The organism is Streptomyces sp. NPDC051018 (assembly GCF_044456085.1).
Lineage (GTDB): Bacteria > Actinomycetota > Actinomycetes > Streptomycetales > Streptomycetaceae > Streptomyces.
The window spans coordinates 106,328-125,024 of sequence record NZ_JBITFN010000005.1 but is presented as its reverse complement, the minus strand read 5'-3'; the positions used below and the strand labels follow the sequence as shown (position 1 = coordinate 125,024).

General features: G+C 72.7%; 13 protein-coding genes and 1 pseudogene. 7 read left to right on the top strand and 7 right to left on the bottom strand.

What is annotated here, in order from left to right:
* The first annotated feature begins 344 nt into the window (after nt 1-344).
* From ACIBCM_RS11245 to ACIBCM_RS11235, 3 genes are all read left to right on the top strand, one after another.
* Nucleotides 345-3,056, top strand: a complete 2,712-nt coding sequence (locus ACIBCM_RS11245) for a lysylphosphatidylglycerol synthase domain-containing protein (protein WP_399242094.1) — start codon at nt 345-347, stop codon at nt 3,054-3,056.
* A gap of 160 nt (nt 3,057-3,216) precedes the next feature.
* A complete protein-coding gene (locus tag ACIBCM_RS11240; protein ID WP_399241759.1) occupies nt 3,217-4,809 on the top strand; it encodes an alpha/beta hydrolase in 1,593 nt (530 codons plus the stop codon).
* Nucleotides 4,810-4,889: 80 nt separating this feature from the next.
* A complete protein-coding gene (locus ACIBCM_RS11235) occupies nt 4,890-6,470 on the top strand; it encodes an alpha/beta hydrolase (protein WP_399241758.1) in 1,581 nt (526 codons plus the stop codon).
* A 292-nt stretch (nt 6,471-6,762) separates the two neighbouring features.
* Here the strand turns inward: ACIBCM_RS11235 and moeZ are convergent, their stop codons facing one another.
* From moeZ to ACIBCM_RS11200, 7 genes and pseudogenes are all read right to left on the bottom strand, one after another.
* On the bottom strand, nt 6,763-7,941 hold the full coding sequence (moeZ, locus tag ACIBCM_RS11230; RefSeq protein ID WP_399241757.1) for an adenylyltransferase/sulfurtransferase MoeZ: 1,179 nt from the start codon (nt 7,939-7,941) through the stop codon (nt 6,763-6,765).
* A 343-nt stretch (nt 7,942-8,284) separates the two neighbouring features.
* Nucleotides 8,285-8,983 (bottom strand): annotated as a pseudogene (locus tag ACIBCM_RS11225) (spherulation-specific family 4 protein); the annotation flags it as partial.
* Complete coding sequence (locus ACIBCM_RS11220) at nt 8,971-10,044, bottom strand: NAD-dependent epimerase/dehydratase family protein (protein WP_399241756.1); 1,074 nt, start codon at nt 10,042-10,044, stop codon at nt 8,971-8,973. The gene ACIBCM_RS11220 and the pseudogene ACIBCM_RS11225, both read right to left, overlap by 13 nt.
* 144 nt (nt 10,045-10,188) lie before the next feature.
* Nucleotides 10,189-11,529 carry a hypothetical protein gene (locus tag ACIBCM_RS11215; protein WP_399241755.1) on the bottom strand — a complete coding sequence of 447 codons (1,341 nt, stop codon included), beginning with the start codon at nt 11,527-11,529 and terminating at the stop codon, nt 10,189-10,191.
* Nucleotides 11,526-13,271, bottom strand: coding sequence for a DUF3492 domain-containing protein (locus ACIBCM_RS11210; RefSeq protein ID WP_399241754.1), 1,746 nt, complete (start codon nt 13,269-13,271; stop codon nt 11,526-11,528). The genes ACIBCM_RS11215 and ACIBCM_RS11210 overlap by 4 nt, the downstream gene beginning before the upstream one ends.
* 235 nt (nt 13,272-13,506) lie before the next feature.
* A complete protein-coding gene (locus tag ACIBCM_RS11205) occupies nt 13,507-14,832 on the bottom strand; it encodes a DUF3152 domain-containing protein (protein ID WP_399241753.1) in 1,326 nt (441 codons plus the stop codon).
* Between the two features lie 276 nt (nt 14,833-15,108).
* Nucleotides 15,109-16,074: an alpha/beta fold hydrolase gene (locus ACIBCM_RS11200; protein ID WP_399241752.1), complete on the bottom strand. Its 966-nt coding sequence runs from the start codon at nt 16,072-16,074 to the stop codon at nt 15,109-15,111.
* Nucleotides 16,075-16,329: 255 nt separating this feature from the next.
* On the opposite strand from ACIBCM_RS11200, the gene ACIBCM_RS11195 reads away from it, so the two are divergent.
* The 4 genes from ACIBCM_RS11195 (at nt 16,330) to ACIBCM_RS11180 (ending at nt 18,682) form a co-directional block, all read left to right on the top strand.
* Nucleotides 16,330-16,581: a hypothetical protein gene (locus tag ACIBCM_RS11195; protein ID WP_399241751.1), complete on the top strand. Its 252-nt coding sequence runs from the start codon at nt 16,330-16,332 to the stop codon at nt 16,579-16,581.
* A gap of 180 nt (nt 16,582-16,761) precedes the next feature.
* Nucleotides 16,762-17,436: a TetR/AcrR family transcriptional regulator gene (locus tag ACIBCM_RS11190; protein WP_399241750.1), complete on the top strand. Its 675-nt coding sequence runs from the start codon at nt 16,762-16,764 to the stop codon at nt 17,434-17,436.
* A 209-nt stretch (nt 17,437-17,645) separates the two neighbouring features.
* Nucleotides 17,646-17,873, top strand: a complete 228-nt coding sequence (locus ACIBCM_RS11185) for a DUF3107 domain-containing protein (protein WP_399241749.1) — start codon at nt 17,646-17,648, stop codon at nt 17,871-17,873.
* A gap of 539 nt (nt 17,874-18,412) precedes the next feature.
* Nucleotides 18,413-18,682, top strand: a complete 270-nt coding sequence (locus ACIBCM_RS11180; protein WP_399241748.1) for a hypothetical protein — start codon at nt 18,413-18,415, stop codon at nt 18,680-18,682.
* Nucleotides 18,683-18,697: the final 15 nt, after the last annotated feature.

The following is an 18,697-nucleotide window of genomic DNA, read 5'->3' as shown; positions in this document are numbered from 1 at the left end:
CCTCGCCCCGGCCCGCGGGCCGGGGGCAGAATGGTCACCGGGGCGCGGCCCACGCCCCCGCGATACACCCTGATGCCCCCCTCTGTCGTCCGGTCGTGCCACCATCGTGCGGGCGGTGACTGGTGATACGAGATCAAAAAGAGACCGAGACGGCGAAGGAGCAGGGTGTGCGGCCTGGCACGACGGCTGACGCCGCCGACTCCGGGCCGGACCCGGCCGGACCCGCCGGAGCAGACCGAGGAGCAGGCGACGGAGCCGCCGGAACAACGACGCCCACCAGTGAGGGCAGGAAACCGATCGAGCACAGGAACGCAGGCGACAGGGACGGCGCGGAGAAGCCGGACCTGAGGAAGCCGCAGCACGGAGAGACGTCCGGGGAATCCGGACCGCGGCCGGACGGGACGTCCGGGGGCGAGGACCACCACGGGCCCGATGTCGGCGGTGTCGACCGGGTCTCGGGGGACGAGCCGCTGCTCGCCGCCCGGGTGCACCGCCCCTCCGATCTGATGCGCTTCCTCAGCGGCATCCTCGCGATCGCCGTCGTGCTCGCCGTCGCCTCCTTCGCCGTGGGCACGACCACCGGCCTCGAACACGACATCAGCAAGGGCACGGGCCAGGCACCGGATCTGCTGGTGAAGCTGGCCGGGCTGGTCTCCTCCATCGCCGTTCTGCTGGTCCCGGTCGCCTTCGCGATCGAACGGCTGATCAAGCGGGACGGGCTGCGCATCGCCGACGGTGTCCTCGCCGCCGTACTCGCCCACGGCGTGACCCTCGCCACCGACCTCTGGGTCGCCAGGGCCGCGCCCGGCACCCTCCAGGAGGCGCTGACCCGGGCGCAGTCCGGCGGCGGGCTGACCGACCCCGTCCACGGCTATCTGGCGCCCGTCATCGCCTATATGACCGCCGTCGGGATGGCCCGCAGACCGAGATGGCGGGTGGTCCTGTGGGTGGTGCTGCTGCTCGACGCCTTCGCGATGCTGGTCGCCGGATACACCACCCCCTTCTCCATCATCCTGACCGTGCTGCTCGGCTGGACGGTGGCGTACGGCACGCTGTACGCAGTCGGCTCGCCCAATGTGCGCCCCACCGGACAGACGCTGCTGGCGGGTCTGCGCCATGTCGGTTTCCGCCCGGTGACCGCGATGCGCGCCGAGGACCTGCCCGAGAACTCGCCCCTGCGCCCGGACGGCGGCGGCCCGCCCGAGCAGGGCGACCGGGGCCGCCGCTATCTGGTCACCCTGGAGAAGGGGCCGCCGCTCGATGTCACCGTCGTCGACCGTGAGCAGCAGGCCCATGGCTTCTTCTACCGGGCCTGGCGCCGGCTGACGCTGCGCTCCATCACCACCCGCCGCTCCCTCCAGTCGCTGCGCCAGGCACTGGAGCAGGAGGCGCTGCTGGCGTACGCGGCGATCGCCGCCGGGGCCAACGCCCCCAAGCTGATTGCCACCTCCGAGCTGGGGCCCGACGCCGTGATGCTGGTGTACGAGCACCTGGGCGGGCGCTCCCTGGACGCCATGGCGGACGAGGAGATCACCGACGAGGTGGCGCGCGGGGCCTGGCGGCAGGTCGAGGCGCTCCAGTCCCGCCGTATCGCGCACCGCAGGCTGACGGGCGACGCAATTCTGGTGGATCGTTCCGGCAAGGTGATCCTCACCGATCTGCGGGGTGGTGAGATCGCGGCAGGCGATGTGGTGCTGCGGATGGACATCGCCCAGCTGCTGACCACCTTCGGTCTGCGGATGGGGGCCGAGCGGGCGGTCGCCGCGGCTCTGGAGGTCCTCGGGCCGGACGCGGTCGCGGACTGTCTGCCGCTGCTCCAGCCGATCGCGCTGAGCCGCTCCACCCGGGCGACGCTGCGCAGGCTCGCCCGCGAGCGCGCGCAGCGGGAACGGGAGGCGGTGCTGGAGGCGTCGGCCGCCGCCCGGCGGGCCCGTACCGGCGAGGCCGAGCCCGCCGGGGAGGGCCGCAAGGCCGTACGCAAGACCGAGCGGGCGGAGAAACAGGCCGACAAGCGGGCCGTGGACGAGGCCCTCGACGAGGCGCGCGAGGAGGATCTGCTGACCCAGATCCGCCATCAGGTGCTGCGGATCAGACCGCAGGCGCCGGTGGAACCGGTCCGCCTCGAACGGATCCGGCCGCGGACGCTCGTCAGTCTGATCGCGGGCGCGGTCGCCGCGTACCTCCTGCTCTCGCAGATCGCGGGCACCAACCTCGGCGCGGACTTCGGCAGCGCGCACTGGGGCTGGGTGGCGGCGGCGGTCGCGTTCTCCGCGGTCACCTATGTGGCCGCGGCGATGAGCCTGCTGGGCTTCGTCCCCGAGCGGGTGCCCTTCCCGAGGACCGTCCTGGCCCAGGTCGCCGGATCCTTCGTCAAGATCGTCGCTCCGGCGGCGGTCGGCGGTGTGGCGCTGAACACCCGGTTCCTCCAGCGCTCGGGCGTACGCCCGGGGCTCGCGGTGGCGAGTGTGGGCGCGGCGCAGCTCTTCGGGCTCGGGGCGCACATCCTGCTGCTGCTCACCTTCGGCTATCTCACCGGTACGGAGAAGACGCCGTCGCTGAGCCCGTCCAGGACGGTGATCGCGGGTCTGCTGACGGTCGCGGTGCTGGTGCTGGTGGTGACGGCGATCCCGTTCCTGCGGAAGTTCGTCTCCACGCGGCTGCGGTCGCTGTTCGCCGGTGTGGTGCCGCGCATGCTGGATGTGCTCCAGCGGCCGGTGAAGCTGCTGACCGGTATCGGCGGTCAGCTGCTGCTGACCTTCGCCTTCGTGATGTGTCTGGACGCCTCGATCCGGGCGTTCAACGACGGCCATCAGCCGCTCAGTTACGCGAGCCTCGCGGTGGTCTTCCTCGCGGGCAACGCGCTGGGGTCGGCCGCGCCGACGCCCGGTGGTGTGGGCGCCGTGGAGGGCGCTCTGATCCTGGGGCTCTTCGCGGCCGGGGTGCCGAAGGACGTGGCGACGGCGGCGGTGCTGCTGTACCGGATGCTGACCCTGTGGCTGCCGGTGCTGCCGGGGTGGATCGCCTTCAACCAGCTGACGCGGAAGGGGGCCTTGTAAGGGGCCCGCCGCCTCCCCGGGGGAGGGGCGGGGCTACCCGCCGTACCGGCGTCTCACACGCCCGGCCCCTCCAGTCGGCGGACACACGCCATCCGCCCCGGAACCACCCGCATGGACCGCCGCGGGGGCGGGGCGCGCGCCCCCGGCGCACGATGGCGGCATGCCGACCTCTTCCACCGCCGCCCGCGCCGCCGCACTCGTCGTCTCCCTCTCCGTTCTCCTGGCCGCGGGCTGCTCCGACAGCGGTGACAAGGGCAAGGGGAAGGACCCGGCCAGCGGCACCACGAGCACGGCGTCCCCGGGCAAGGGGCTCACCTCACAGAAGCTGCGGTGGCAGGAGTGCCCCCCGCCGTCCGAGGCGGAGGGCGGCGGACCGGCCCCGTCGCCGCTTCCGGGCGGCACGTCCTGGGAGTGCTCTTTCATGGACGCACCCCTCGACTGGTCCGATCCCGGCGGTGACACCATCGAACTCGCCCTGATCCGCGCCAGGGCCGCCGACCAGGCGAACCGTATCGGCTCCCTGATCTTCAACTTCGGCGGGCCCGGCGGCTCCGGCGTCGCCACCCTCCCTGCCGCGGCCCAGGACTACACGGCCCTGCGCGCCCGCTACGACCTGGTGAGCTTCGACCCCCGGGGAGTCGGCCGCAGTGTGGCGGTGGAGTGCGAGGACAACGCACAGCTCGACGAGTTCTACGCACAGGACGCGACCCCGGACGACGCCGCGGAGGAGAAGGCGTTCACCCGGAACCTCAAGGACTACGCCTCGGCGTGCGAGAAGAACTCCGGCAGCGAACTCCCGCATGTCGGCACCGTCAACGCCGCCCGCGACATGGATCTGATGCGCCAGGTCCTCGGCGACGGCAAGCTGTACTACTTCGGCATCTCGTACGGCACGGAACTGGGCGGGGTGTACGCGCACCTGTACCCGAAGAACGTCGGCCGCGCAGTCTTCGACGCCGTCGTCGACCCGACGCAGAACTCCGAGCAGTCCTCCCTGGGCCAGGCCAGGGGCTTCCAGCTGGCCCTCGACAACTTCGCCCGCGACTGTGTGGCGCGGGGCGGCGAATGCCTGCTCCCCGGCACCTCCGTCCAGGAGGTCGAGGCCGGGATCCAGGACCTGCTCCAAAGGCTCGACGCGAAGCCGCTCCCCACCGGCACCGACCGGCCGCTCACCCAGACCCAGGCACTCAACGGCATCGCGCAGGCGCTGTACTCCAAGGAGTTCTGGGAGCTGCTGGAGCAGGGGCTCGACGAGGCCGACGGCGGTGACGGCGCGCTGCTGCTCGCGCTGTCCGACGCCATGAACGGCCGCAGCGAGAACGGCCACTACAGCAATATGGGCGCGGCGTTCTCCGCGATCAGCTGCGTCGACACCAAGGACCGCTACTCGCTGGAGCAGACGAGGGCGAAGCTGCCCGAGTTCCGCAAGGCGTCGCCCGTCTTCGGCGACTACCTGGGCTGGGGCCTGATGGGCTGCACCGAGTGGCCGGTGCCAGGCACCTGGAACACCCCTGACGTCTCGGCGCCGGGCGCGCCGCCCGTCCTCGTCATCGGCAACACCGGCGACCCGGCGACTCCCTACGCGGGCGCCCGGGCGATGGCGAAGGAGCTGGGAGAGGGCGTCGGCGTCGAGCTGACGTACCGCGGCCAGGGCCATGGGGCGTACAACGGCGGCAGTGTCTGTGTGCAGCGGGCCGTCGACTCCTATCTGCTGAACGGCAAGGTCCCCGCTCCGGGAACGGTCTGCGAGTAGGTCCCGGGGCCACTGCCTGCGGCGTTGTCGGTGGGGCCGCCTAGGATGTGGGGAGATCTCTGAGCCATGGGGGGCACGCGATGAGCATGAGGGTACGGGCGGGGGCCCTGGCGACGGCGGCGTTGCTGCTCGCCGGGACGGCCGCGGGCTGCACCACCGACCCTGACGAGGGGGAGGGCAAGGGCGGTGCGGCGAGCTCCTCGCCGTCCGCCCCCGCGAAGGAGACGCCCGGGGCCTCGGCGCTCCCGGCCGCGCTCACCGGGCAGAAGCTCGACTGGAAGAGCTGCCGCCCGCCCGTCAAGGCCGACGGGATCTACGCGGAGAAGCCCGGGCGGCAGTGGCAGTGCGCCACGATGAAGGCACCGCTCGACTACGGCAAGCCCTCCGGCGAGACGATGGGCATCGCCCTGATCCGCGCCAAGGCGAAGGACGACGGCAGCCGTATCGGCTCCCTGCTGTTCAACTTCGGCGGACCCGGCGGTTCCGGCGTGGCCACCCTCCCCCGCGCCGCCGAGGACTACCAGAAGCTGAACCGCCGCTACGACCTGGTGGGTTTCGACCCGCGCGGGGTCGCGGACAGCTCCGCCGTCGTCTGCCGGGACAGCGAGCAGACCGAGGCCAGCCACCAGCTGGACCACAGCCCGGACACCGCCGCCGAGGAGAAGATCTTCCTCGACAACGCCGCCGCCTTCGGCGCGGGCTGCGCCAAGAGGTCGGGCAAGCTGCTTCCGCACGTCGGAACCGAGAACGCGGCACGGGACATGGATCTGATGCGCCAGGTCCTCGGCGACGACAAGCTGCACTACCTGGGCTTCTCGTACGGTACGGAACTGGGCGCCGTGTACGCCCACTTGTTCCCCTCCGAGGTCGGGCGGCTCGTCCTGGACGCGGTGGTCGACCCCACCACCGACTTCGCCGGGGGCTCGCGCAATCAGGCCGTCGGCTTCCAGCGGGCCCTGGAGAACTACTTCAAGGACCGCGGCATCGGTGCCGAGGAGGGCACGGCGAGGGTGGTGAAGCTGCTGGAGCGCCTGGACCGCGAGCCGCTGCCCGCCGGAGAGGGCCGCAAGCTCACCGAGAACCTCGCGCTCACCGGCATCGTCCTGCCGCTGTACTCGCAGGAGAGCTGGTCGACGCTCACCGAAGCGCTCGACGCGGCGGAGAGCGGTGACGGCGCGCCCCTGATCCAGCTCGCGGACATGTACAACAGCCGTGACGAGAACGGCGACTTCACCACCCAGGACCACTCGCAGCGGGCGATCTCCTGCACCGACGCCGGAGGTGCCACGGCGACGCCGGCCGAGGTCACATCGCGCCATCTGCCCGAGTTCACCAAGATATCGCCGGTCTTCGGCCCGATGCTGGCCTGGGATCTGGCCGGCTGGTGCGCCGGCTGGCCGGTGACCGGTGACAGCGGCCCGACGGATGTCTCCGCGAAGGGCGCGGCCCCGATCCTGGTCATCGGCACCACCGGCGACCCGGCGACTCCTTACGAGGGCGCGAAGAAGATGGCGGACGGGCTGGGCGCGGGTGTCGGTGTGCTGATCACCAACAAGGGCGAGGGCCATGGCGCGTACGGGACGGCGGACTGTGTGACGAAGACGGTCGACGCATATCTGCTGGACGGCACGGTCCCGCCGAACGGCAAGACCTGCTCGTAGCGGCGGGACCGAGGCTCCCGGGCGCCCCGCCCACGCCCGGGACTCTCACACCCCTACGCCGGGGTCGGCCCCGGTCGTAGATCAGCCTCCGCCGGACCGGCCCCGGGTTCCGATCAGCCTTTGAGCCCGGTCACGCCCTCGGCCCGGACCCGGGGTATCGGGTCCGGGCCGAGGGGGAAGCGTTGGCTCCGGCGGAACACGGCGTCCCGTGCCGGTGGAACACCGGCACGGGGACGAACGGCGGACGGCGGCCCGGGAGGACCGGTGGGTGACGGCCCGGGACGCGGTCGACTCAGTAGATCGGCTTGCTCGGCTCGATCTGGTTGACCCAGCCGATGACACCGCCGCCGACGTGCACCGCGTCCGCGAAGCCCGCCGACTTCAGAACCGCGAGGACTTCCGCACTGCGGACACCCGTCTTACAGTGCAAGACGATCTTCTTGTCCTGGGGCAGGCTCTCCAGCGCGGCGCCCATCAGGAACTCGTTCTTGGGGATCAGCTTCGCACCGGGGATCGAGACGATCTCGTACTCGTTGATCTCACGGACGTCGATGATCTCGATGTTCTCGCCCTCGTCGATCCACTCCTTGAGCTGCTTGGGAGTGATCGTCGAACCGGCGGCCGCCTCCTGGGCCTCCTCGGACACGACACCGCAGAAGGCCTCGTAGTCGATGAGTTCGGTGACGGTGGGGTTCTCGCCGCAGACGGCGCAGTCGGGGTCCTTGCGGACCTTGACCTGGCGGTACTGCATCTCCAGGGCGTCGTAGATCATCAGCCGGCCGACGAGCGGCTCGCCGACACCGGCCAGGAGCTTGATCGCCTCGGTGACCTGGATCGAGCCGACGGAGGCGCAGAGGACTCCGAGCACACCGCCCTCGGCGCAGCTCGGGACCATGCCCGGCGGCGGGGGCTCGGGGTAGAGGCAGCGGTAGCAGGGTCCGTGCTCGGACCAGAAGACCGAGGCCTGGCCGTCGAAGCGGTAGATGGAGCCCCAGACATAGGGCTTGCCGAGCAGGACGCAGGCGTCGTTGACCAGATAGCGGGTCGCGAAGTTGTCCGTGCCGTCGACGATCAGGTCGTACTGGCTGAAGATGTCCATCACGTTGTCGGCTTCGAGCCGTTCCTGGTGAAGGACCACGTTCACATACGGGTTGATTCCGAGGACCGAGTCCTTGGCGGACTCGGCCTTGGAGCGGCCGATGTCCGCCTGGCTGTGGATGATCTGGCGCTGGAGGTTCGACTCGTCGACCTCGTCGAACTCGACGATGCCGAGCGTCCCCACACCGGCCGCGGCCAGGTACATCAGCGCGGGAGACCCCAGGCCGCCCGCGCCCACACACAGCACCTTGGCGTTCTTCAGCCGCTTCTGCCCGTCCATCCCGACATCGGGGATGATCAGGTGGCGGGAGTACCGGCGGACCTCGTCGACGGTGAGCTCAGCAGCTGGCTCGACCAGGGGTGGCAGCGACACGGGGACTCCGTTGCGTCGATAAGTCAGTACGGTTGTTCTCCCCGTAACACTGCCACGCGCCTTCTCATTCCGAGACACCCGGTCCGATCTGCGAGACGATTTCGTTCCAGTAGCCGGGCAGTGTCTCGAATGCCCCGATCCGCCCCTTGTCGATGTCCTCGGTACAGGGACCGGAGACGGCGCCGAGGGCCTGGCTCCCGAGGCCCTGGCCGCCGGACTCCGGGGCGCCGAAGCCGTCCCCGCCGAACCCTTCCCCGCCGAAGCCGTCCCCGCCGAACCCTTCCTCGCCGAACCCTTCCCCGCTGAGCCCGGCGTCACCGAACCACTCGTCGCCGCAGCCGTACGATCTGCCGAGGCGGTCGCTGCGATCGGTGAAGAAGATCGTTCCGGCACCCTGCCAGCGGGCGATCCGGGTGGCCTCCTCCAGATGGGTCCGCGGCACCCCGTGGACGAAGTGGGCGAACCGCTCGGGCGGATAATCGGCCGTCCACTGGGCGACCTGGGACCAGCGGTACTCGGTCCAGGGCCCGGTGAAGGTGACCAGCTGATCCGCCGCCTCCGCGTAACCGGGGTGCGGGTGCGAGCCGTGTCCCAGCACCAGATGCCCGCCGCCCCCTCCCCCGGCGCCGTCGAACACCGTCTCCAGCGTCCCCGTCACCCGCCGGACGGCCGCCAGATCGGCACGGTCCACCGGGCAGCGGTCCAGCATGAATCCGCCCACCCGGTACCACTCCAGATAGCGGTGGGCGTCGGAGATCAGATCACCGAAGGCGCGCGAGCCGTGCGCCATGTCGAGATGGCCGAGGACGCGCACACCCGCGTTGCCGAGCCGGCCCGCGGCCGCCAGGCAGTGCGGGTCGGGGCGTTCACCGGGCCCGTTCGCCACATTGAGCACGACCCAGTGCAAGGGGGTGCCCGGCCGGGTCAGTTCGGCCCACTCCCCGGGCGCCAGCAGCGGGTGCGCGTAGCCGGGGACACCGATACCGAGCCGCTCGCTGCCCGTCGCGGAGAGCTGGGCGCCCGTGGTGGTCAGATGCGGCATGCGGCCTCCATCCAGATGTCCGCGAGTGACTCCTCCAGATTGATCCGGGGGCGCCAGCCGAGCCGGTCGCGCGCGGTGCGGATGTCCGCCTGCTGCCAGTTGCCGCAGCCGTCCGGGTAGGGCAGGGGGGCCGTGGACAGCTGCTCCAGTACGGATTCGGAGCGCGGCGCCCCGATCCCGGGGGTGGTGTGACCGCCCAGCGGGCCGGGACCTCCGTGGGGGAGCGGCCCGGCATGGGCACCCGCATGGCTCACGGGACCGCCGTGGCCGCCGAGGGGCCCGCCGAGACCGCCCGCCCGGCCGGCCGGAACGTCCAGTTCATGGAGGGCGCCCGGATATCCGGCGACCCTGGCCAGGACCGCCGCAGCGTCCCGCAGCCGCACGGCCCGGCCCGTACCGATGTTGACGACGCCCTGGGCGGCGGAGAGCGAGGCCGCGTGGACCGCCCGCGCCACGTCCCGTACGTCCACGAAGTCACGCTGGACCCCGAGGCCGCTGAGCTTCAGCTCGCTGTCGCCGGACTGCATCGCCCGGCGCATCGCCTCGGCGAGCCGCCCGAGGGGCGACCCGGCCGGAGTACCGGGCCCCACGGGCGAGAAGACCCGCAGCACCACCGCGTCCAGCCCGGAGCCGAGCACCAGCTCGGTGGCGGCGAGCTTGCTCACCCCGTACGGGCCGCCGGGCCTCGGAATCGCGTCCTCCGCGGTGGACGCGCCCTGCTGGGAGGGCCCGTACTCGGAGGCGCAGCCCAGCTGGACGAGCCGGGCCCCGCAGCCGCTGCGGCGCAGGGCCTCACAGACGGTGGCGACGGCGACGGTGTTGTGCCGGACCAGATCGCGGGCGCCGCCCCGGGTGGCGCCCGCGCAGTTGACGACCACACCGGGGTGGACCGCGCTGAGAAAGCGGGTGAGAGCGCCGGGGCTGCCCCCGGCGAGGTCGAAGCGCACATCGGCGTCGTCGCCGCGCCCGAGCGCGGTGAGATGGACGGCGGGGTCGGCGAGCAGCCGGTCGGCCACGAAGCGGCCGAGGAATCCATTGGCGCCGAGCAGCAGAACCCTCATCGCGCGCCCCCTGGGTGCCGACGGGTCGGGGCTGGGGCTTGGGGGGTCATCTTCGGGTCTCTCCTAGGGTGTCGCTGTCGCCGCGGCGGCTGGTGCGGCCGGGGTGAGTACGCCCGCGGTGTCGGCTCCGCGGGAGGCGCTGGATCAGTCGGTGTGGGCGGAGGCGCGGGACAGAGCTGCCGTGGCACGCACCAGCAGCGCGGCTCCGGCGAGCGCGCAGGCGAGTGCGGGTACGGCTCCGGCCCCCCAGGCGCCCATGGCCGTCTCCACGGGCCGTGCGAGGAACGAGCAGCCGGGCAGCCGCCCGGCCAGCAGCAGCAGGGGTGCCAGCGCCTCGGCGGCGCAGGCGGCGGCGAGCCCGGTGGCGGCGGCCCGCGCGAAGCCGTACACCGCCAGCAGCCGGGCCAGGAAGAGCAGCAGCCCGAGCGCGACGGCCGGTGCGAGGGCGCCGCCGGCCGGGCCCTGGGGAAGGAGCGCCCCGGCGAGCACGAGCAGGATGGTCAGGGCTCCCGCGTACAGCGCGACCGTCCCGAGCAGCAGCGGGCGGGCGCCGGAGGCGAATTCGGCGAGCCCCCGGCTGCCGTCCCGTCTGCGCCGGGCCCGTACCGCGAACAGACGCGCGCACCAGGCGGCGGGCGCGACGGCGAGGGCGAGCCCGGCGAGCGGCGCCGTGGCCGGGTGGAGCGGCCCCTCGGGTCCGCCGCCGCTGATCTGGCCGAGGAGGTCCTCGCCCCAGACGGCGAAGCCGATGAGCCAGGACGTCCACAGACAGCCCGCGCGGACGGTACGGCCCCGGGCGCGCAGGGGCCCCCGGCCGAGAACGGCGATCACCGCGGCGGCGACGGCGAGCGCACCGGCCGCCGTGAGTGCCGCCCGGGCCGCTCCGTCGAACGCCTCGCGCCCGGTGACGGTGAGGACCGCCAGGACGCCCGGGACCAGGGAGAGCAGCAGCGGACCCGTGGACAGCCCGCGCGCCGGAGTGAGCGTGGGCTGTCCATGGGTCCGGGGCGGCTCCTGGTCCCGGGGCACCCGCGCGTACAGCTCGTCGGCGAGCGAGAAGACGTCCCGGTGCCGGAAGCGCGCGGCTGTACGGTCGGTGACGCCGTGGGCCTCCAGGCCCGCGGCGATCTCCAGCGGATCGACGGCCCGTTCGCACAGTTCCCGGTGCTGGTGCATCAGGGCCCTGACCGGGTCGGCGGGCCCGCGCCGGGGTACGGGGCGCGGCTGGGATCCGGGCCCGGTCCGGGCGGACCGGCCGGGGTGACCGTATCCGGACAGCTCCCCGGACCGGTCCGGGGCGGTGTGCCCGCCGAGGTCGCCGAAGCCGACGGAGCCGCTGGAGCCGCCGGGACCACCGAGGCCACCAGGACCACCGGGACCACCGAGGCCATCGAGGCCATCAGGACCCCCGTCCAGCGTCCCGCCACCGTGCCGCCGGTGGCCGTCGTCGGCGTAGGTGCTGTCGTTGAGGTGGGTGGTACTCATGCGCGGGCCTCCTCGGCCGTCGCCGGGGTGAGGAATCCGGGCAGCGGGTTCAGATCTCCCGCGCCCGCCAGCCCCACGGGGACATGCGCCTCCGCCGGGTGGCCGAAGGGCAGGGGCTCGCCCGCCTCGTTCACCGGCTCCCTGCGCACCGGGGAGCGGGAGATCAGCTCCAGGTACACGGCGCGGAAGGCCGCGATGTTCTGCTCGGCCGTGAACAGTTCGAGCGCCCGGGCGCGGGCCGCGGCACCCAGCCGGGCGGCCCGCTCGGGGTCCCGGAGGAGGGCGAGGCAGGCGTCGGCGAGGGCGCGGGGGTTGCGCGGCGGGACGACCAGACCGGTGCCGCCGATGACTTCGACGACCGCGCCGACATCCGTGGAGACGGTCGCGCGCCCGCAGAACATCGCCTCGACGAGGCTGAGCGGAAAGCCCTCCACGACGCTCGACAGCACGACGACTCCGCCGGCCGCGTAGGCGTCGGCGAGTTCGGGGGCCTCGGGACCGCCGATCTCCTCGAAGGAGACGGGGTTGTCGCCGACGGCGTGCGCGTCGGCCGCCTCGTCGGGGAAGAGCTGGGCGGCGAGCGCCCGGCAGTGGGAGAGATAGGTGGCCGATCCGGGCGCGGCCGACCCCGGGCCCCGTACCGCCGTGCCGAACAGCCGAAGCCGGGCCCGCGGCTCCTCCTTGCGCACCTCTGCGAAGGCGTGGAGCAGTGCGATGAGGTCCTTGGCGGGCTCGATCCGGCCGACCCAGACCAGGGTGAGCGGATCTCCGCCCTGCTCCCCCTCCCCCACCGCGGCGAACCGGTCCGCCTCCATGCCCGGGTAGACCGTGCGCAGCTTCTCGCGGTCCGCGCCGCACTTCTCCTGCCAGCGGCGGGCGTGGGTGTTGCCGGGGGTGATCACCGACGCCCGGGTGTACGTCTCGGTGGCGAGCCGCCCGTGGAAGGCGGCGAGCAGGGCGCGCACGGGGGCGCTCAGCTCCCGGCCGCCGCCCGGGCGGCGGGCCGCGCCGGTGGCGAGATAGTGCGCCCGCAGCCGGACGCCGTACTCGGTGACCAGCAGCGGAACCCCGAAGAAGCGTTTGGCCAACAGGCCGGGCAGCGCCGCCGGTCCACCGGACGCGGCATGGCAGAGATCGACCGCGCCCAGCTCGTCGTCGCCGTACCAGTCCAGGGAGAGCGGGCGCAGGGCACGCTCCAGCTCGTCGGCGAAGGCGAGGTGATCGGGTACGGCCGCGGCGCGCACACTCCGGCGCGCGCCGGGGGCGCGGCACGCGGATTCGAGGGCGCGGACGGCGTCTTCGGAGCGGAGTGCGGCGGGGAGCCCGCCGTGTTCGCGGGCGAGTCCGGCCAGTCCGTACAGACCGTCGGCGAAGCGGTCGCGCACCTCGCCCGGGCCACCGTCACCGTCCGGAACGCCGCTGCCGTCGCCCCCGGACCCGGCCGGGCCGGCGGGAGAGCAGATCGCGGCCGCGAGGTCCTGGAAGTGCCCGAGGAAACGGCGCCGCTCGCGCCGCCCGTAGCCGCGTCCGTCGTCCCCCGGCGCCCACAGGGCGGCGGTACGCACCCGGCGCACCCCCGGCGGCAGCGCGACCAGGCCCAGCTCCTCCTGGCGGGCGCTCCGGCTCAGCGCGTAGATGTCGAACTCGTGCTGGGCGAGCCCGCGCACCAGCCGGTCGCACCACACCCTGGCCTCACCTGCCGCATACGGATAGCCACCGTCGGTGAGCAGTCCGATCCGCACGAGTGCACCCCCGATCTCCCTTGTGAGCAGCCGCCGTTGGCTGGGCGACACGCAGCGGGACGACCGTAAGCCGGTGTGGCCGTGGTACGGCGGACGGTTGTCCGTCGCGCCACCGGAAGGGGTGAATAGACGTAACTTTCGCACCACAGTAGCGTTCCGTCGCGCTACGGGAACTCTCTGTTACGGAATGTCAGGCTACGGCCAACCCCTGAGCGCCCCGGCCGTCGGAGAAGCGTCAACCCTTCGGATGGACCCAGGGGTTGGGGCGGCACGCGATCCCGTCGATGTTCAGGGACTTCGTCTGCTGCTGCATCACCGGCGCCAGGGCGCCCCTCGTCCGGCAGCTCACATGGCCGTGCCCGAGGCGGTGGCCCACCTCGTGGTTGATGAGCATCTGGCGGTAGGCGAAGATCGCGCCGAGACCGTAGGTGTCCGATCCCTGTGCCCAGCGGTAAGCGTTGATCATCACGCGGTCGGTGGACGCGGAGTCACAGCTGACCTTGTCGATCGAGGTGTTCAGACCCGACTTGGCACACCACTCGTCGGTCGTGCCGGGGCTGGCGAGGGTCACGACGAACTCGGGATCGCCGGAGGAGATCCGCTCGAACGTCATCGCGCCGCCGTTCGCCCAGCTCCGCTCGTCGTTGAGGGTCCGCTGCACGGCGGTGGCGAAGAGCACGCCGTCCAGGCCGAGGCCCTTCTCCACATCCACCCGGTAGCGGATCTTGCGGCCCTTGCCGGGAGCCTTGTCGAAGCCGGGCACCGCCTCGAAGACACCGTCCGCCGTCAGTCCGGGGTCGATCTGGAACGGTGTGGCCATCAGCTGCTCGTACGTGGGAGCCGGGGGCTTCACCGCCGGCTTCCGCGCGGGGGTCGGCCTGGCATCGGAGCGGGACGCCGAGCCGTCGGTGTCGCCGCGCTCAGCCCCGGTGGCGGACGTCTTGGACCCGCCCTTGCCGTCGGCGGCGACCTGCCCGGCCACGACGACGGCGAGCACGGTCGTCACGGCCGCCGCGGCGATCCCGGTGAAGGTGCGCCCCTTGCCGCCACCGCTCCCCCGGTCCGCCCGGCGCGTCCTGCCGCTCCCGGCGCGCCGGGGCCCGGGCACGGCGGCGACGGACCGCGAATCGGTGCGTGAGCCGGTACGGCTGTCGGGAGTGCCGGGAGTGTCCGTACCGGCCGCGGAGCCCTGACGGGTGTCCGTACCCGGACCGGAAGGCGTACGGGGCCCGCCCTCCGCACCGGGGCCGGTGCTCGGGCCGGCTCCGGAGGGTGTCTGCCGTGGGGCGCGTGCGCCGTCGTGCCCCCCGGTGGTCCGCCCGCGCGGCGGGGGGACCACCGGCCCGTTCGCCACCGGCCCCGGGGCGCCCGGGACGGGCCCCCGCCGGGGCTCGTACCCGGCCGGAAGGGCACCCGTGCCCCAGCCGCCGCCCGCCTCGCGCTGCTCCGGGTGCCCGCCGCGCGTATGCGGCGAGCCGCCGTAGCCGGAGACCGTGTGCTCGGGGTGCAGGGGGGCCGTCCCCTGTGCGCCGGAGCCGTGGCCGCCGGCGGCGGGGGCCACGGTGCCGTGCGGATAGATGCGGTGACCGCCGGTGTCGTACGGATCCGGGTACGGGGCCTGCGCGGCGCCCGGACCGGCCGGCCGGGACCGTGCGGCACCCGGACCGGGGACGGAAGAACCCTGCTGACCGGGGACGGGAGAACCGTACTGATCGGGGACGGGTGAACCGTGCGGACCGGGGACGGGTGAAGCGGAGCCGCGCGCGGCGGGCCCGTTCTCCGGGTGCGAGCCCTTGGGTGCGGGGCCTTTACGGCTGTGTCGTCCCACGGGCCCCGATCAGCTCCTGTCGATGTCGTCGATCATTTCCCGGACCGCGTCCGCGACCGTCTCCGGATACTCCATCATCGCCACATGCCCGGCGTCCGGCAGGGTCAGCAGTTGGGAGTCCCGGAAGGCGGCGGCCGCCCTCCGCGCCATACGGTACGAGACGAGCTGGTCCCGCCCCCCGTACACCAGCAGCGTCGGGGCGAGGACCCGCTCCGCCTGCCGCCACAGACCGTGCTGGCCGCCCAGGGTGTACGCGTCGACGATACCGCGCGCGGAACGGGCCATCGCCTCCCAGAAATACGGGAGTTGGGTACGCCGCTCCATCTCCGCGACCGCATGGTCCATGGCCTCCGCCGAGACCCGGCCCGGGTCCCCGTAGCAGAGCGCCATCATCCCGCGGGTACGCCGCTCGGCCGTCCAGTCCCGGGTCATCCGGCCGAAGAGCCGGGCGACCCCGGGCAGGGCGAGCAGCCCCGTCGGCACCGCGGTGCGCTGGACGCGCAGCTCGGGCAGGGCGGGCGAGACCAGCGTGAGGGTGCGCACCAGATCGGGGCGCACCGCCGCGACGCGGGTGGCGACGGCGCCGCCGAGGGAGTTGCCGAGCAGATGGACGGGGGCGCGCCCGGCCGCGTCGAGGTACCGGATCACCGCGCGGGCGTGCCCGGTGACCGAGTAGTTGCCGTCGTCCGGCGGCGGGGAGTTCCCGAATCCCGGAAGATCGACCGCCTCGCCGTCCACGGCGTCCGCGAGGAGAGGCATCAGGGCCGACCAGTTCTGAGAAGAGCCGCCCAGCCCGTGGACGTACAGGGCGGGCGGCAGTCCGCTGCGGGACGGCGGCCGGGATCTGATGCTGAGGGTCAGCCCGGGCAGGGCGACGGAGCGCAGCTCCTCGCCCTCGGCGACCCGTACGGCCGCGACCTTGGGGGCCGCGGCGGCGGTGACGGCACTGACACCCGGCAGCTCGGTCGAAGACATGCGGCAATGTTACGAGACGATCACACCGCGAATCGTGTGTTCGGCATCACAGACCGCATAGCGCGGGGGGACAGTACCTCCTACGCTCGTAGGAAAGGGTCCATCCGGCCCTCACCGGCCGGACAGGCCCGGCACCCTCGAAATGCGCGGAACAGCGACCGGAGGAAAATCCACAGCTCCAGCCCCCGGGAAGAGCGAGTCCCGGGAATCGTCGAGGGAAACGTCGAGGGAAACCTCGAGGAAGAACGGTGCCGCATGGCTGTCGATCCCACCGATCCCGAGAATTTCGACGACGACCGGACCGCCGGCGACACGGACGACGACCGGGCCGGGAACCGGGTCGACGAGCTGGGCGAGGAGGTCCCGGAGGCCGACGCGGCCGAGCAGCACACCGAGGTCCGCCCGGACGACGACGACCTGTCGCATATCGATCCGGACACGGCGAACGAAGCGGACGCCGTGGAACAGGCGAGAGTGGTCGCCCTCGACGAGGACGACTATCGCTGACCACGGTGGGTGAGGTGATATCCACGCCCGGTGACGTGCACCTCTTTGCCCCCGAATAGGGAGCTACCGCGGGGGTCCGGTCCGTGAAATTCTGCGTCCGCGACGCACACGGCCGGGTTACCCAAAAGTACGATGGCGGGCGCGGCGCTCACCGCGCAGAGAACGATTTTGGGAGGCGGCGTGACAGCCATCGAGCAGACAGAGGCGGCGCGCCCGCGGGGCACGCGCCTGCCACGCCGAGCCCGCAGGAACCAGCTCCTGGGCGCCGCCCAGGAGGTGTTCGTGGCCCAGGGATACCACTCGGCCGCGATGGACGACATCGCCGAGCGGGCGGGCGTCAGCAAGCCGGTGCTGTACCAGCACTTCCCGGGCAAGCTGGAGCTGTATCTCGCGCTGCTCGACCAGCACTGCGAGGCCCTGCTGCACTCGGTGCGCACGGCTCTGGCGTCGACGAGCGACAACAAGCAGCGGGTCGCCGCCACGATGGACGCCTACTTCGCGTACATCGAGGACGAGGGCGGCGCGTTCCGGCTCGTCTTCGAGTCGGATCTGACGAACGAGCCCGCCGTGCGCGAGCGGGTCGAGCGGGTGTCGCTCCAGTGCGCGGAGGCGATCTCCGATGTGATCGCAGAGGACACCGATCTGTCCAAAGAGGAGTCGATGCTGCTGGCCGTGGGGCTCGGCGGGGTCTCGCAGGTCGTGGCCAGGTACTGGCTCTCCAGCGACTCGGGCATCCCGAGGGACACGGCGGTGCAGCTGCTGACCTCGCTGGCCTGGCGGGGCATCGCGGGCTTTCCGCTGCACGGCGCGGAGCACCAGGACGGCGCGGGCGGTCCAGCGGGCTCGGACAGCTAGTGCTGTGACCCGCGGCCGTCCGTCCCGCTCCCCGGAGCACGATCCGTCCCGGTCCCGGTCCCGCCGAGCGGGGCGCGGAACCGCCGTCGGCGCGCTGTTCGCTCCTGGCGTTCCCCAGGGGCGTCTGGGCGACCCCTCCCCCGGGCTAATGTGTGCTGGGTACGGCGCGGCTGACCGCGCAACGCAGGGACCGTCGGAGGGACATAGCCGTGGAGGTCAAGATCGGCGTGCAGCACGCGCCGCGGGAGATCGTTCTGGAGAGCGGGCAGTCCGCGGAGGACGTCGAGCGCGCCGTGGGCGAGGCGCTGGCCGGCAAGGAGCAGGTGCTCAGCCTCACGGACGACAAGGGCCGCAAGGTCCTGGTGCCGGCCGACCGCATCGCGTACGTCGAGATCGGCGAGCCGGCGGCGCGGCGCGTGGGCTTCGGCGCGCTGTAGGACACGCACCGCGGAAGCGGGAGGCCCTTGAGGGGCTTGACCGGGCGTGGGCCCGGCGGGACATCCGCCGGGCCCACGCCCGTGTCCGTTCTCTCTGTGAGGTGTCCGCGGATCCGTATATCCGTCTCGTAATCCGTTCGCCGTGTGAGGCGTCTCCGTCCGTGTGCCGGTGGCGGTGCCGGTGGCGTCCGCGCCTCCGTGGATTCCGCGTATCCGTGTATCCGTGTATCCGCTTGTCCGCGTATCCGCTTGTCCGGGACGAGGCAGCAGCCCGCCCGGTGTCCGCGCGACGAGCCGTCCGCCCTCGCCGGTGTCCTTGTAGCGGTGCACCGGGTCTCGGTACACGGGTCTTCCCGCCCCTCCGGCGCGGTCCGCGCGCTTCGCGCGTCGGGGGGCGGGCGGCAGGCGTACGGCGGGGGGCGCGGGGCCACCCACCGGACGCGTATTCGGACCGTTGACGGAGGGTTGCTTCACCTGGGCACCGGGTAGTACCGGCTACGACCCGCGAAGCCCCGCCCGTGTCCGTGAGGTGATCAGCAGTGCTGCTGGAAGCGCTCGGTTCGGTTCTGCTCGGACTCGCCCTCGCGTGGGCGGCCGACCGTCATGTCCCCGACCGCCTCCCGGCCCGGCGCGTGGTGTTCCTCACCGGTTCACTCGGCTCCCTCTTCGGTGCCTATGTGACCCATGTGGCGCTCGGCCCCGGTCATCTCGCGGGGACGCTGATCGGCGCGGTGCTGATCGGAGCCGTACTGCTCTCCCTGCTGCTGCGGCCCTCAGGGCGCCGGCTGCGAAGGGCGCTCCCCTTCTGACCGGGCGACCGGGTC